Raw genomic sequence first — 15,113 nt, forward strand, 5'->3', positions numbered from 1 at the left:
GGTGCGACGCCCGGCGGGCCCTACGGCGGCGGGACGGATACGCCCTACGGCCACGAGCCCCGCACGCCCTACGGCGGCTCGTACCAGCCGACCCAGCCGTACGGCGGGCAGCCGTACCGGCCCGACGACCCGTACGGCGAGGATCCGGCACCGAGCCGGCGCGGACGGGGGCCACTGATCGCGGTACTGGTCGTCGTACTGCTGGTGGTGGCCGTCGCCGGGGCGTTCTGGTTCCGCCGTGGGCAGAGCGACCCGGCACCGGCAGCCGCGCCGAGCAACTCGGCAGTTGCCGGTGAGCCGAGCGCGGACGTGGTCGAGCCCGCGCCGAGCGCGGCCGCGCCGGAGTCGTCGGCCGATCCCCGGTTCGCGAAGGTCGGCCAGTGCGTCCGCAACGACGGCACCGCGGGCGGCAAGCCGAAGCTGCTGATCAGCGGCTGTACCGCGAAGTCGTACGAGGTGCTGAGCCGGATCGACGGCCCGACCAGCGGCGAGCGGGACGCCGAGGCCAAGTGCGGCAAGGTCGAGGGCTATACCAACTGGTATTTCTTCGACAGTGAGCTGGACACTCTCGACTTCGTCCTCTGCCTCAAGCAACGCTGAGACCCTCCACCCCAGGGGATGACATGACGACCTACGGACCTGCGGGTTCCGATCAGCCGGACGATCCGTACCAGCGCCCGCCCGGTGGGCCTGACAGCTCACCTCCGGTCGACCCGACAGCGCCCCAGTGGAGCACCCCGCCGCCGGCGGACGACCCGACCCGGCAGCAGTGGGGTCCGCCGTCGACCGGCGCGGAGCCACCGACGGCACCCATGTGGGCGCCGCCGCCCACCAACCCGGAGCCGCCGACCACGCCGATGTGGCCGCCGCCGCCCACGTCGGGCCCGGGTTACCCACCGCCCGGGCCGTTCCCACCGGCCGGGCCGTACCCACCGCCGGGCCCGATGCCCGGTCAGGCAGCCGGCCCGATGCCGGGTCAACCGGCGGGCCCGATGCCCGGTCAGCCGGCGGGTCCGATGCCGGGTCAACCGGCCGGGCCGTGGGGTCAGCAGCCTCCCGGCGGCTACGGGATGCAGCCGGCCGCGCCGACGAAGAAGACCGGCCGCAACGTCGCTCTCATCATCGCTGTGGTGGTGCTGCTCGTGCTCTGTCCGTGCCTCGGCCTGGCCGGCTGGGCGATCTGGAAGGTGGCCGACGCCGGCAGTGACGCGGCGCGTGCCCCGTCGACGAGCGCCCCGGGCGTTCCACCCGCGCTGCCCAGCGACGCCCCGACGTCGGCCGCCCCGACTCCGGGCGCGGAGTTCGCCAGGGGTGACTGCGTGGTGAACGACGGCAGTGAGAGCGAGGCGGAACTCCGTAAGGTGCCCTGCGGCCCGAACACCTATCAGGTGCTGCTGCGAATTCCGGCTACCACTGACGGAGACCGGTGCGAGACGCTCGCGCCGCAGGCGACAGCGAACTATGTGCACGACAACTCGGTCGACCTGTTCGACTACGTGCTCTGTCTGAAGAAGCGTTAGCCCGAGCTGGCCGATCGCTGGCCCGATTGCCAAAACTAGGGCTGTCTAGCGTCCATGCTAGACAGCCCTAGTTTTTGGTCGACGGTCTCGACACGCCGGTAGCCCCATCTATCCATGTCTAGCCCCGCAGCTAGATGGCCCGATAATCTGCGATGCGTGGATCCGGTCCGCAACCCGTACGCGCCGGGCGCCGGTCAGCGCCCGCCCGAACTTGCCGGGCGGGGGCGGGAACTGGACGTCTTCGACATCGTGCTCGAGCGCATCGCCCGGGGCCGACCCGAGCGCAGCCTGATGCTCACCGGGCTGCGCGGCGTCGGCAAGACGGTCCTGCTCAACACGCTCCGGTCGCAGGCCATCAACCGACTCTGGGGCAGCGGCAAGATCGAGGCTCGACCCGACCAGTCGTTGCGCAGGCCGGTCGCCGCCGCACTGCACATGGCGGTCCGAGAGCTCGCCCCCCGCCACCGCGCACCGGACCGGATCGACGCGTTCCTCGGCGTCCTCAAGGCGTTCGCCCAACGATCCAATCCGACCGGCCGGGCCGGTGCCGCCAAGTTGCGCGACCGGTGGCAGCCCGGCATCGACGTGCCGGCCGCCAGCGGCCGGGCCGACTCCGGCGACATCGAGATCGACCTGGTCGAGCTGTTCAGTGACGCCGCCGCCGTGGCCAGCGACGTCGGCACCGGCATCGCCATCTTCATCGACGAGATGCAGGATCTCGGCCCGGAGGACGTGTCAGCGCTCTGCGCCGCCTGCCACGAGCTGTCCCAGCTCGGCGCGCCGCTGATCGTCGTCGGCGCCGGCCTTCCGCACCTGCCGGCCGTGCTCAGCGCCGCCAAGTCGTACTCCGAACGGCTGTTCCGCTATCAACGCATCGACCGGCTCGACCGGATCGCCGCCGACCGGGCGCTCTGCGCGCCCGCCGAGCGCGAGGAGGTCGAGTACGAGCAGAAGGCACTCGACCTGCTCTACGAGAAGTCCGGCGGCTATCCCTACTTCGTCCAGGCGTACGGCAAGGCCACTTGGGACCACGCGCCACGCTCGCCGATCACCGCCGCCGATGTGCGGGTCGCCGCGCCCGAGGCGGAGGCCGAACTGGCTGTCGGGTTCTTCGGTTCCCGGTTCGAACGGGCCACTCCCGCCGAACGCGAGTACATGCGGGCGATGGCCATGATGTCCGCGGTCGAGGGCGAATCCGGCGCGGTGGTCCGCGACGACATGGACGCGGCGGTGCCCACCGCGGAGATCGCCCGCGCCCTCGGCCGCAAGCCGGCCAGTCTGTCCCCGGCCCGGGACGCGTTGATCAAGAAGGGGCTGATCTACTCCGGTGAGCGGGGCACCGTCGCCTTCACCGTCCCGCACTTCGGCAGGTACCTGCGGACACAGCCGGCCTGACCCCCAACGATCTCGTCGACCGGTCAGACCTTCGACCAGGGCGCCGGAAAGAGCACCTCACCGCGAGGCGGGGGGCCCTCCTCGCTGGTGGACGGCGGCAGCACCAGCGCCTGCCACGGTTCGCCCAGGCCAGCCCACGGGCCGGTCAGGCCCAGTTCACTCGCCGGGCCGAACCCGAACCGGCGGTAGAAGACCGGGGCACCGAGGACGACGACGAGCCGCTCGCCCAGCTCGGTGGAGGCGTCCAGGGCGGCCTGCACGACTGCCGTGCCGTGCCCGACACGCTGTCGGTGCGGCGCGACAGCCACCGGGCCGAGGGCCAGGACGGGCACGTCCGAGCCTCGCTCCGGCCGCAGCCGCACCCGGGTGAGCAGCGCGTAGCCGACCACCTCACCGCCGTACTCGGCGACCATGGCCAACTCCGGCAACCAGGCGGGGGTGTCGCGTAGCTCGTCGACCAGGCTGACCTCGGGCGGCGTCGTCACGTCCGGGCGGGCGAAGGCGGCGGCCAGTACGCGGCGGACCGGGCCGGCGTCGGCCGGGTCCTCGGGGCGTAGCCGCAGCGTGGTCACCCGCGCGACGTTACCCGTCAGCGCCCGTCCATCCGTGACTGTCGTTCGATTCGGCGTGGCGTACGTGTACGAACACCAATCCGATCCTGCGGTTGACGGGGTAGCAAACGCCGCGACGGGGTATGACTGATCCATGACGCCCGTACGCTCCCTCGCCCGCGCCATGCTGAGCGGCATCTTTGTGGTCAGCGGGTATCGCAACCTACGCGACCCCGGCCGGCTCGCGGTGGCCGCCAAACCGGTGACCGACAAGGTCGCACCGGTGTTGAAGAAGGCGCACCCGAGCTTCCCCACCGAGACCGAGACGTTGATCCGGCTCAACGCGGCAGTGCAGGTCAGCGCCGGTCTGATGCTGGCCACCGGCCGGTTCAGCCGACCTGCGGCGCTGGTTCTGGCCGGCACGCTGGTGCCGGTGACCATCGCCGGGCATCCCTTCTGGAACAACGACGACCCGATCGCCAAGAACAACAACCAGATTCACGTCCTGAAGAACCTCGGGCTCCTCGGCGGTCTGCTGCTCGCCGCGGCTGACACCGGCGGCAAGCCGGGTCTGCGGTGGCGGACCGGCCATCGCATCGGCCACTCTCGACGTTCCATGCAGCGCGCCGTCCGGACCGCCCGCCGCGAGGCCCGAATCGCCGTCCGCTCCGCGTCCACCGCACGTCGACTCCCCGGCTGACCTGCGTCGATCCGTCTCCATCCCACCCCCACCCCTCGCTAAGGCCACGAATTACCTGAACCACCCGGTAGGCGTTAACGCGGTGGAAATGTCAAAAACATGTGTGGGATCGGACACGGTCGCATAACGCGGGAGGCACTGACGTGAGGCGCCGTTCTAGGCTCCGTGCAGGACCTGGACGGGTAGGACGACCTTGGTACGGGGGTGGCCACGCCATGCCGACGGATGTCGGTAGACGGGCGGACCGCCTCGCCCCAATCCAACGTGTGACACGCGGGATCGACCGTGTGACGCGCGGGATCGATCGCAGGAACGTCGTACGGGGCGCCATAGTGGCCGCCGTCGCCTATGCCGCATGGCTTGCCATCGGCACCTTCGGGCGGCCGTACAACTTCTTCGACATGAAGATCTACCACGGTGCCGTGGTGTGGTGGGCGAGCGGTCACGAGCTCTACGAGTTCATCGCGCCCGAAACAACACTCGGGTTCACCTATCCGCCCTTCGCCGGGCTTGTCATGCTGCCGATGGCGCAGCTGCCGATCGGCGTGGCGGGCCTGGTCAACGCCGCCGCCAGCATCGCCGCGTTGGCGCTGGTGCTGGCCGGGCTACTCCGACCCATCGTGGACCGACTGGGATGGCCACTGTGGTTCACGGTGGCCCTGGCGGTGCCGCTCGCGGTCGCCATCGAGCCAGCCCGGGAGACCCTCGGCTACGGCCAGGTCAACATCCTGCTGTTCGCCTTGATCATGGCGGACCTGATCGGCCTTCGCTGGCGGTCCCGCCGGGGCACCCACTACGCCGCCACCGACGGCCCGCTGCTGCGCTTCATCTACGGCGGAGCCTGGGCGGGGGCCGGTATCGGCCTCGCCACCGCGGTCAAGCTCACCCCGGCGCTGTTCATCGCCTACCTGCTGATCACCCGTCAGTGGCGGGTGGCCGCCACCGCCATCGGCACGACGATCGGCGTGACGGTGGCGACCTTCGCGATCGTCGGTGACGAGTCGCGGACCTACTTCGGCAGCGTGCTGTGGCAGACCGAACGGGTCGGCGCGGCGGACATGACGCCCAACCAGTCCCTCGCCGGCCTGCTCGCCCGGCTGTACGACTCGATCGAGACCCCGGGGCTGTTGTGGCTCGCCTTCTCGGTGCTGGTCCTGGCGCTGGGCCTGTCCCGGGCGGCCAGTTCCCGCGCCGACGGTGACGAGTTGACCGCCTTCACGTTGGTCGGTCTCACCGCGAACGTGATCAGCCCGATCTCCTGGACGCACCACCTGGTCTGGGTGATCCCGGCGATCATCGTGCTGGCCGACGCCGCAGTACGTCGCCGCGAGGCGAGCCGGGGGATGCCGCAGCGCACCGGCCAGGGGCCGGTCTTCGGCGGTCTACCCGGGGTCAACGGGCTCCGCCCGCCGATCTGGTACCCGACGCTGACCGGGCTCCGCCACGGCTTCGCCGCGATCGGGCTCTACCTGCTCTTCCTGATCTCTCCGATCTGGCCGTACGAGCATCAACTGCCGGAGATGTCGCACTACCAGGACGGCCTGTTCGGGGCACTGATGGAGAACTCGCTCGCGCTCGCGCTGATCGTGCTGGTCGCCGCGCTGCCCTGGCGCCCAGGCGCGGAGCCGGCGTTCTACGGCGACCGGCTCGCCCGGGCCGTGGGGGTCAACGGCCGACGCTGAGCGTCAGGGGCAGTTGACCCATTCCTCGGTGCCGTCGGTGAAGACCTGCCGCTTCCAGATCGGCAGTCGCGCCTTGACCTCGTCGACCAGTCGGGCGCAGGCCGCGAAGGCAGCCGCCCGGTGCGCGGTGCTCACCGCGGCGACGAGCGCCACGTCACCGATCACCAGGGGGCCGACCCGGTGCGAGACCGCCACGGCGTAGACGTCGGGCTCCGCGGCGATCTCGGCGGCCACCTCGCGCAGCACCTGTGCGGCGCTCGGGTGCCCCTCGTACTCCAGGCTGGTGACCTGTCGACCGTGGTCGTGGTCGCGGACCACGCCCTGGAACGACACCACGGCGCCGGCCCGGCGGTCGGCGACCGCCGCCTCGTGCGTGGCGAGGTCGAGCGGCTGGTCGGTGACCTCGCCGAAGGTGATCGCTGGTGCGGTCACGACGCACGCTCCCCGGGAAACAACGGCAGTGGGACGATCGGAACCCGGTCGCCCGGCTCACCACGGGTGCCGGGTCGGATGACAGCGAACCCGTCCGCGCCGGCCAGGCCCCGCAGCATCGCCGAGCCGACGTGCCGGACCGGGAACGCGACGCCGGCGGAGCGGTCCAGTCGGACCAACGCCAGGTGGGTGTGGTCACCGCGACCGGGCACCGCCTCGGCCAACGTGACCTGCGGCAGCACCGGCATCGACCGGCCCTGGAGGCCGGCGAGCAGCGGGGCGACAAGCGACACCAGCGCCACGATGGCGGACTGCGGGTTGCCCGGCAGCCCGGCCACGAACCGGGCCCGCCCGTCGGGGCCGGTCAGCCGGGCCAGCAGCATCGGGAAGCCCGGGCGGACCGCCACCGTGTTGACCACGTAGTCGGCGCCGAGCGCCTCCAGGGTCGGGTGCAGGTGGTCGACCGGACCGTTCATGGTGCCGCCGGTGGTGCAGACCAGATCGGCGTGGCCCAGCGCCGAGCGTAGGGCCGCCACGTGCGCGGGCAGCGTGTCGGCCACCGGGCCGACCACGTCGGATGGGCGGACCTGGCAGCCGTAGCGCCGCAGCCAGGCCGGCACCGCGGGGCCCAGCGCGTCGCGGATGCGACCGGCCGCGGGTGGGCCCGCCGTCAGCAACTCGTCGCCGAAGACCAGCAGCGCGGCGCGCGGCGCCCGCCGGACCCGCAGCGTGTCGTGCCCGCAGGCGGCGGCCAGGCCGATCACCGCCGGGTCGACCGGCGTGCCGACCGGCAGCAGCTCCTCATCGGCGTACGCCTCCTCGCCGGGTTTCCGCCACTCGGGCGTCTCCCGGGGAACGCCGGTGACCAGGCCGTCAGCGCTCGTCGACTCTTCCACCCGCAGCACGGCGGTGGCGCCCTCGGGCACCATCGCGCCGGTCGCGATCTCGACTGTGGTGTCGTCCTCGGTGAGCGGCTCAGGGGTGCTGCCGGCAAGGACCCGGCCGACGACGCGCCAGGGCCCGCTGCCCCGCACCGCCCAGCCATCCACGCTGGAGGTCGGGAACGCCGGCAGGTCGGTGCGGGTGGTCAACGGCTCGGCCAGGGTCGACCCATCGGTGTCGACAAGTGGTCGGGCGGCGGCGGGCAGCGCGGCGGCCAGACCGACCGCGTAGACCCGCGAACGTGCTTCCTCCCACCCGGCCGGCGGGGGTGCGGTGACCCGATCCGCTGTGGGTGCGGTTTCCGTGCTCACCGACCGAGCCTATCGGCAAGGACCGACACCCGCCCGGGCCTGGCGCGCACCGGTCACTGGTCGCCGCGGGGAAGCGGTCAGTGGTCCCCGCCGCGGAGCTGGTCGACGGTGTGCCCGAGGATCGGCCCGAGAACGGCCAGGCCATCCCGGGCACCGCCGGTCGAGCCGGGTAGGTTGACCACCAGCATCCGACCGGCGACCCCGGCCAGGCCCCGGGACAGCACAGAGGTCGGCACCCGGTCACGACTGTGCGCGCGGATCGCCTCGGCGATGCCCGGGACCTCGTAGTCCAGCAGGCCGCGGGTCACGTCCGGGGTGCGATCCGTCGGGGTCACTCCGGTGCCACCGCTGGTCAGCACCACATCGACACCGTCGGCGCGGGCGGCCCGCACAGCATCGCCGACCGGCTCACCATCGGGCACCACCACCGGGTCGTCGACCTGGCAGCCCAGCTCGCGCAGGCCGGCCACGAGCAGCGGGCCGCTGGTGTCGGCGTAGACACCGGCAGCGGCCCGGTTGGAAGCGACGATCACCCGAGCCCGGATCACTGCCGGTCCTCCGGACGGACCCACTCGCCGGTCTTGCCGCCCTCCTTGCGGAGCACCCGGACCGCCTCCACCGAGGCCGCCGGGTCGACCGCCTTGACCATGTCGATCAGGGCGAGACCGGCGACAGCAACAGCGGTCAACGCCTCCATCTCCACCCCCGTCCGGTCCGCGGTGCGGGCGGTGGCCGTGATCTCCACGGTGTCGGCGGTCAGTCGCAGGTCGACTGTGACACCGTGCAGGGCGATCGGGTGGCAGAGCGGGATCAGGTCAGGAGTGCGCTTGGCCCCCATGATCCCGGCGAGCCGGCCGACGGCCAACGCGTCGCCCTTGGGCAGCCCGTCGCGATGCAACAGGTCGATGACCTCGGGCGTGGTCCGCAAACGGCCGGCCGCGACGGCCAACCGACCCGTCACCGCCTTGGCGGAGACGTCGACCATGCGGGCCGCGCCGGCGCGATCGACGTGGCTGAGCTGCGCGGGTTCGGTCACGGTCGTGAGCCTATCGGTGCGGTACGACGGCGGTCGGAAGGAGCGGCGTCACGCTGACGATCGCACCGGGTGCTGACGGCGTGACGGCCCCGACGCCGCTCCTTCCTTGCCGACCCGCCGCCGAGGTCGCTGGGGGGACCCGGCAGCGGGCGCGTGTCGACGACCCGGTTCTGCCCACGGGCAGAACCTCCCCCGTTCGCCGATACGACAGGGAGGCTATCGGGCCGGACGATAAGAAATCGATAAGCGCCGTTCAGGCTGGTCAGCGCTCTACGACCGGGGTTGCGTCAGGCAACTCGGCGAGGCGGCGTTCGGCCTCGAAACGCTCCGGCACGCCCATCCGTCGGAAGATCGCCAACGCCCGCTCCCAGTGCCGCCGGGCCTCGACGGGGTCCGTGCGGACGAAGTGTTCGGCCAGCCCGGCCAGGGCTCGGCCCTGCTCGTGCGGGTGCGCGATCCGAGTGGCCAACCGCAACGCCTCCTGGTGCACCTCGAACGCCTCGTCAGCCCGGCCCTGCGCCAGCAGGGTCCGCCCGAGTTCGTTCAGCGCGGCCGCCTCGACGTGTCGCTCTCCCGAACCGATCGCCAACTTCTGGGCCAACTCATGCTCCTGCTGGGCCTCCACCAGCCGACCGAGACCCCGATAGGCGATCCCGAGGTCGTTGCGCACCTCGGCCTCGGCATACCGGTGGCCGGTGCGGTCGCGTAGCGCCAACGAGGCCAGGAGTATTCGGATCGCCTGCGGCAGATCGCCCATCCGGACCCGCACGGCGCCGATATGGCTGAGGGCGTTGAGTGTGTGGAAGACGTCGGAGTTCGTCCGGGCCCACGCCAGGTGCAGGCGATGCAGGCGCAACGCCTCCTCGTAGCGACCCAGTGAGGTGAGTGCCATGCCGAGGTTCGGCAGCGCCATCGGCACCTTGGCTTTGCCGTATCCCTTGTAGTCACGCAAGCGCTCAAAACCGACCCTCACCGCTCCAGTCAGGTTGCCGCTCCAGTAGTAGACAGCAGCGAGGTTGGCGCGGTACCGCGCGGTTCTGAGCACGTCCCGCGAGTCTTTGGAGAGGGCGACAGCGCGGGTCAGATGGTGCAGCGCTTCCCGGTTGTCGCCAGTCCGGATATATCCGGAAGCGAGGTAGTTGTTCACCAATGCCGCTGCATCGACGTCCCCGGATGCGTCCGCTGCCGTCAGCGCGTGCCGGTGGGTCGTGATGATGTCCTCGAAGTATCCGCGGATGTAACAGAATCGCCAGAGGGCACGGGCCAGCCGCCACGAATGCTCGTGGAAGCCCTCATCGAGCGCTGCCCTCACCATCGTTACCAGGTCCGTCCGCTCCGCTTCCAACCAGTCAGGGGTGGGCTCCCCGATGGCGTCGACCAACTCGGGTCGCCCGAACGGGAGATGTGTGACGCGAGATTCCAGGTCGTTGAGCTCCAGCGTCTTAGCGACCCTCAGTGCTACCGCCAGAGTGAAGTCGAGCAGGTGAGCCAGCCCTGCCTTTCGGTCGCTCGCGGAGTCGGTACGCGAACACAGCTCGATGGAGTACTGCCGCATGAGGTCGTGCAGTCGATATCGCGTCGAGTCCAGGTCCTCCACCAGATTCCGGTCGACGAGGTCGTCGAGCGCCGCACGAGCCTCCGTGATCGTCAGCCCGGTCAGCGCGGCGACCGCCGGCGTGCTGAAGCGGCTACCGGGATACAGACCCAGGAACCGGAAGACACGCTTGGTCGAACTGGTAAGCGGCTCATAGGAAGCGGCGAAGGCCCCGGTGACGGTGCTCTCCTCCTGAGCCAGATGGTGCAGCGCTGGAGCATCGCCAGCCATCTGCTCGGCGAGGTCCGCCAACCGCCAGCCGCGCCGGTGCGCCAGCCGCGCACCGGCCAGCCGGATCGCCAGTGGGAGGTACCCGCACCGACGCACCACCTCGGCGGCTGCCTCCGGTTCGGCCTCAACCCTTTCCCGACCGATGCTCAGGCTGAGGAGATCGACGCTCTCCTGTGGGTTCAGGAGCGGCAGCGTCTGCGAGGGCCCGACATCCAGGTGGGACAGACGCCGCCGCGAGGTAACCAGCACGACGGTGGTCGGCTCGGCCGGCAGCAGGGGCATGATCTGCTCACTGCTCGCCGCGTTGTCCAGCACCACCACCGACCTCCGGCGGGCCAGTTCCTGTCGCCACAACTCCACCCTGTCGTCGAACTCCACCGGTACACGACCAGCAGGAACGCCCAGCTGTCGAAGCAGGGTGACCAGGGCACTCGCTGGCTCGACCAGGTGCTTCTCCCCGTGCCCGCACAGGTCGATGAAGAGCGCGCCGTCCGGGTACCGATCGGACAGCCGGCGGGCCAGGTGCACGGCGAGGGTCGTCTTGCCGCTACCCGCCATGCCATCGATGATGTGCACGGCCGGCACCCGTTCCTCGACCCGCCAGGTCTCCGCCAGCAGCCGAGACACCACGTCCTCTCTGCCGACGAAGTCGGTGACCGCCCGGGGGAGGTGATCCACCGGTTCAGGCCGAGGGGCTCCTTCGGGGATCAGGACACTGCCTGGCGAGGCTGCCTTCGAAACACGGCGGGCGCTCTGGCCAGCTGGACGAGGTACGGCGTGCTTCCCCGGTCGCTGGGATGGCACCGCGGAGACGATAGTGCGGTAGAAAGCCTGAAGGTCGGAACCCGGGAGGACGCCGAGCTCGGCCATCAGCTTCGTCCGAACCTCGTCGTACGTGACGAGCGCGCCCGCGTGGTCGCCTCGCTCGTGCAGCGCCCGAGCGAGAAGGGCGTACGCCGGTTCCCGGAGGGGATGACGGGCGATGGCCTCCCGCAACAGGGGGATCGCGAGGTCGCTCCGCCCCACTCTGAGCTGCGCGTCAGCAAGGAGTTCCACGGCCAGCAGATGTTCCTCCTCGGCGGCTACCACGCGTGCGCCGAGCACGGGCCCGAGCGACATGCCGGCGAGCATCGGTCCCCGCCAGCGCGCCACGGCCGACCTCAACCGTGCCAGGGCCCGGTCCATACGGCCGGCCATCAGGGCTTCGCGGCCCGCAGCGAACTCCATCTCGAAACGGAACACGTCGATAGCTTCGGGTTCCAGGGTGAACTGGTAGCCGCTTTGCTGTCTGACGATGACGCCCCGACCAGACTCGAAGGTCTCGAAGGTTCGGCGCAGGTTGGCGGCGTAGGTCCGTACGTTCGGCACCGCGGAGCGCGGCGGGCTGTCTGGCCACAGCTCGTCGACCAGGTCGTTGACTGTCACCAGTTGCCCGGGTTGGACCGCGAGCATCGCGAAGACGGCCTGCTGTTTAGGCGTACCCAGGTGCAGCTTGCGACCGAGCAGGTGCACTGAGAGGCCGCCCAGAAGTTGAATGTCCACCCGTCCCCCTGCCCCAGCGGGGTATTCAGCCGATCACGCCCCGAAGCTTACGGGCACCGGATGTAACGCCCGACGCCAATCAAGCCGCCGACGCGAACGCTCTTGCGGCCGCCCGGTGCAACAGGCCCGACGAGTGCAATGCGAACATTGCAAGAACCATATGTTGCCTCAACGTTCTCAACTCCTGCCGCATCACGGAAAGAAGGAGCGAAAGCCGCAGTCGATGAAGGGGACTCCTACCGGAAGCTGGCCGGCGGTCGACCGAATCGGCGGATGAGTTGCGGCACCAAAGCACCCACACTGAGGGCGCGGTCTAATCAGTCACCACGGCTCGCGACATTCCGCGACGGACTGGATGCAACAGGCGAGCATCCCAGCGCTCTCCGCACCGGAACGCAAACAGAATGTCACTTATGCCCACAGGATTAACTAATGTTGAGGATAACGACATTTATCATCCCTAACTAGGGCCAACCCCATTTAAGCTCCATTCGTAGAGAGTCGGCTCCAACAGAGCCCGACAACCGCACGAAGGAGGGGGTGGGGTGAAATGCGCGGAAACGAGTGGGGCTGACATCGGTGCAGGACTTCTGCATCGCCCGGCGATATGGTTGCGAGCACGACAGGCGAGGTAATCCAGGAGTTGCGTGGCCTCTTCACAACGACGCGATGACGGGACCGATCGACGGCTACGGCTGATCGTCGGTCTCCTCGTCGTTGCTGCCACGATCGTTGCGCTCGCCTCCCTGAGACTGACCTTCCCTGCGGCCGAGGCTCCGACACCCGACGGAGCAACCCTGGTAACGCTGACCGCGATGATCGCCTTGGGCGCGTTCGTCAAGACGCGCGTACGTGTCCGATCCACGGTGCACCTGATCAGTTGGAGCGAGGCCGCGATCGTCATTGCGGCTGCCATTGCTCCCCTTCCATGGGTGGTGCTCTGCACCTGCATCGGGATCACCATCGCCTCGGTTCGCCTACCACCGATCAAGCTGACCTTCGGCGTCGGCAAGAACATCCTCGTCGCGGCCGGAGCAGGCATTGCCTTCGCACTGCTCGGTTGGACCTGGCCGGCCATGCATGCCCCGCAGTTGGTGGGGATCCTGTCGGTGGCGTACCTCCTCGCCGCCTTCCTTGACGAGGTGCTGGCGATCCCCGTGATCGCGCTCGCCTCCGGCACCAGAATCTCGACTCAGTTCCGCAGCAACCTGGATCTTCGCCTGGCTGGCTACGCGGTCCGTTTCGTGGTGGCGGCCCTGACCCTGCTCACCCTCCAGATGGACCCCCGGCTACTGCTCGCCGTCCCACCCCTGGTCCTGAGCCTGCACCTGGCCTACTCCGCACGCATCCGAGGCCGCACCGAACAGCAGGCGTGGCAGCGGCTGGCCCGCACCACCGACGCGCTCAACGTGGTCGACCTGGACAACGTCCTCACCACCGCCGTTACCCAGGCCGCCGAGTTGTTCTCCGCCGACGAGGTCGAGATCGAGCTGCGCGACGGCGGCCGCACCGTACGCGGCGGCACCGGCGGCATCACCTTCGACGGCCCGACCGGCACGCCCACCGACGTGGCAGGCACTGTCGTCCCCGCACCGCTGGAAGGCCACGACCGGACAGTCGACGTCGGCATGCTCCGACTGCGCTTCCGCGGCCCGGTGCGGCTCTCCGAGAGGGAGCAGTACACCCTGCGCACCTTCGCCTCCGCGCTCTGCACGGCCGTGCGCAACGCCCAGGCGTACGCCGAACTGGCCCGGGTCGCCGACGAGCACGCGTACGCGGCCTCGCACGACGCGCTGACCGGCCTGGCCAACCGCCGGCACCTCCTCGACGAGGGCACCGAGCAGCTGAGCACCCGCCGCGCCGACGGGGTGACGGCGCTGGTGCTGATCGACCTCAACCACTTCAAGGAGGTCAACGACACGCTCGGGCACGCCGCCGGTGACCAGGTGCTGGTGCAGGTGGCAGACCGGTTGCGGGGCGCGGCCCAGGCGACCGACCTGGTGGCCCGCCTCGGGGGCGACGAGTTCGCCGTACTCCTGCGCGGCCTGCCGGCCCCGGCGGTGGCGGCGCACCGGGCCGAGACGCTGCTCGCCGCGCTGCACGAGCCGTTCGACCTTGACGGCATGCGAATCAGCGTCGAGGCCAGCGGCGGCATCTCCGGCGCCCCGTCCAACGGCGGCATGGCCGAGCTGCTACGCCGCGCCGACGTGGCCATGTACCAGGCGAAGCGGGCCGGGCAGCGGATCGCCACGTACGCCCCGACCCGGGACACCGCCGACCTGGGCCGCCTCACCCTCGGCGGTGACCTGCCCCGCGCGGTCGCCGACCACGAGTTCGTCGTCAACTTCCAACCGATAGTCGACCTGGGCACCGGTGAGGTGACCAGCGCGGAGGCGCTGGCCCGCTGGCACCACCCGACCCACGGCATGATCGACCCGCTGCGGTTCCTGGAGGCGGTGGAACGCTCGGGCCTGCTACCGGCCTTCGCCGAGGCGATCCTCGACCAGGCGCTGCTCGCGGCGGTGAGTTGGCGCGACGCCGGCTTCGACGTACCGGTCGCTGTCAACGTGTCCCCACGCAGCCTGCTCGACGCGCGGTTCCCCGGCTCGGTGCTGGCCCGCCTCAGAGCCCACGACCTCCCACCGGACCGGCTGGTCCTGGAGCTGACCGAGACGCTGACCCTCAGCCAACTCGACGTGGTCGACCGGGTGCTCAGCCGGCTACGCGACGAGGGCGTCCGGTTGGCGTTGGACGACTTCGGCACCGGCTACTCCTCCCTCTCACTGCTCTCCCGGATCCCGGTACACGAGCTGAAGATCGACCGGAGCTTCGTGACGACGATGGAGAGTTCGGCGGAGGCCGCCGCCGTCATCCGTTCCACCCTCGACCTGGGCCGCAGCCTCGACCTGGACGTGGTGGCCGAGGGCGTGGAGAGCGAGCCGCAGCGGCGGGCCCTCTGGGAGTTGGGCTGCGTCGCCGGCCAGGGGCACCTGTTCGCCCGGCCGATGCCATCCGGCACCCTGCTCGCGGCGATGCAGCGCGGCTCGGGCGGCCGACCGGGCACCCTAGCCGCGCCGCTGCACGACACCGGGGCGGTGATCCGGCTGAGCCAGAACCGCCGCCAGGCCGGCCGCTCCAAGCCCGACCGCCTGCCACACCTGCCCGCCTGAGCAGGCA

11 protein-coding genes and 1 pseudogene are annotated in these 15,113 nt (G+C 70.4%); 6 read left to right on the plus strand and 6 right to left on the minus strand.

Annotation, left to right across the window (positions count from 1 at the left end; translation table 11 throughout):
• Positions 1 to 132: 132 nt before the first annotated feature.
• The 3 genes and pseudogenes from AB0B98_RS04000 to AB0B98_RS04010 form a co-directional block, all read left to right on the plus strand.
• Positions 133 to 600, plus strand: a pseudogene (locus AB0B98_RS04000) (hypothetical protein); the annotation flags it as partial.
• A 470-nt stretch (positions 601 to 1,070) separates the two neighbouring features.
• Positions 1,071 to 1,520, plus strand: coding sequence for a hypothetical protein (locus AB0B98_RS04005; RefSeq protein ID WP_308193519.1), 450 nt, complete (start codon positions 1,071 to 1,073; stop codon positions 1,518 to 1,520).
• A gap of 156 nt (positions 1,521 to 1,676) precedes the next feature.
• Entirely contained in the window at positions 1,677 to 2,915 is a 1,239-nt protein-coding gene (locus tag AB0B98_RS04010) for an ATP-binding protein (protein ID WP_357360757.1), read from the plus strand.
• Positions 2,916 to 2,938: 23 nt separating this feature from the next.
• On the opposite strand, the gene AB0B98_RS04015 is transcribed toward AB0B98_RS04010, so the two are convergent.
• Positions 2,939 to 3,487 carry an N-acetyltransferase gene (locus tag AB0B98_RS04015; RefSeq protein ID WP_357268109.1) on the minus strand — a complete coding sequence of 183 codons (549 nt, stop codon included), beginning with the start codon at positions 3,485 to 3,487 and terminating at the stop codon, positions 2,939 to 2,941.
• A 133-nt stretch (positions 3,488 to 3,620) separates the two neighbouring features.
• On the opposite strand from AB0B98_RS04015, the gene AB0B98_RS04020 reads away from it, so the two are divergent.
• Complete coding sequence (locus tag AB0B98_RS04020) at positions 3,621 to 4,166, plus strand: DoxX family protein (protein WP_112583895.1); 546 nt, start codon at positions 3,621 to 3,623, stop codon at positions 4,164 to 4,166.
• A gap of 215 nt (positions 4,167 to 4,381) precedes the next feature.
• Positions 4,382 to 5,848 carry a glycosyltransferase 87 family protein gene (locus AB0B98_RS04025; RefSeq protein ID WP_357360759.1) on the plus strand — a complete coding sequence of 489 codons (1,467 nt, stop codon included), beginning with the start codon at positions 4,382 to 4,384 and terminating at the stop codon, positions 5,846 to 5,848.
• 3 nt (positions 5,849 to 5,851) lie between these two features.
• On the opposite strand, the gene AB0B98_RS04030 is transcribed toward AB0B98_RS04025, so the two are convergent.
• The 5 genes from AB0B98_RS04030 to AB0B98_RS04050 all read right to left on the minus strand — a co-directional run bounded on the left by AB0B98_RS04030 (position 5,852) and on the right by AB0B98_RS04050 (position 11,936).
• Positions 5,852 to 6,280 carry a molybdenum cofactor biosynthesis protein MoaE gene (locus AB0B98_RS04030; protein WP_091396665.1) on the minus strand — a complete coding sequence of 143 codons (429 nt, stop codon included), beginning with the start codon at positions 6,278 to 6,280 and terminating at the stop codon, positions 5,852 to 5,854.
• Positions 6,277 to 7,533, minus strand: coding sequence for a molybdopterin molybdotransferase MoeA (locus tag AB0B98_RS04035; RefSeq protein WP_357360762.1), 1,257 nt, complete (start codon positions 7,531 to 7,533; stop codon positions 6,277 to 6,279). Before AB0B98_RS04035 ends, AB0B98_RS04030 begins: the two co-directional genes overlap by 4 nt.
• A 77-nt stretch (positions 7,534 to 7,610) precedes the next feature.
• Complete coding sequence (locus tag AB0B98_RS04040; protein WP_357360764.1) at positions 7,611 to 8,081, minus strand: MogA/MoaB family molybdenum cofactor biosynthesis protein; 471 nt, start codon at positions 8,079 to 8,081, stop codon at positions 7,611 to 7,613.
• Positions 8,078 to 8,569: a cyclic pyranopterin monophosphate synthase MoaC gene (moaC, locus tag AB0B98_RS04045; RefSeq protein ID WP_238670044.1), complete on the minus strand. Its 492-nt coding sequence runs from the start codon at positions 8,567 to 8,569 to the stop codon at positions 8,078 to 8,080. Before moaC ends, AB0B98_RS04040 begins: the two co-directional genes overlap by 4 nt.
• A gap of 262 nt (positions 8,570 to 8,831) precedes the next feature.
• Entirely contained in the window at positions 8,832 to 11,936 is a 3,105-nt protein-coding gene (locus AB0B98_RS04050) for a BTAD domain-containing putative transcriptional regulator (protein ID WP_357360766.1), read from the minus strand.
• Positions 11,937 to 12,583: 647 nt separating this feature from the next.
• Between AB0B98_RS04050 and AB0B98_RS04055 the strand changes: the two genes are divergently transcribed.
• Positions 12,584 to 15,106: a bifunctional diguanylate cyclase/phosphodiesterase gene (locus AB0B98_RS04055; RefSeq protein WP_357360769.1), complete on the plus strand. Its 2,523-nt coding sequence runs from the start codon at positions 12,584 to 12,586 to the stop codon at positions 15,104 to 15,106.
• Positions 15,107 to 15,113 lie beyond the last annotated feature (7 nt).

Origin of the sequence: Micromonospora sp. NPDC048947, from assembly GCF_040649495.1 — a bacterium.
GTDB lineage: Bacteria > Actinomycetota > Actinomycetes > Mycobacteriales > Micromonosporaceae > Micromonospora > Micromonospora alfalfae.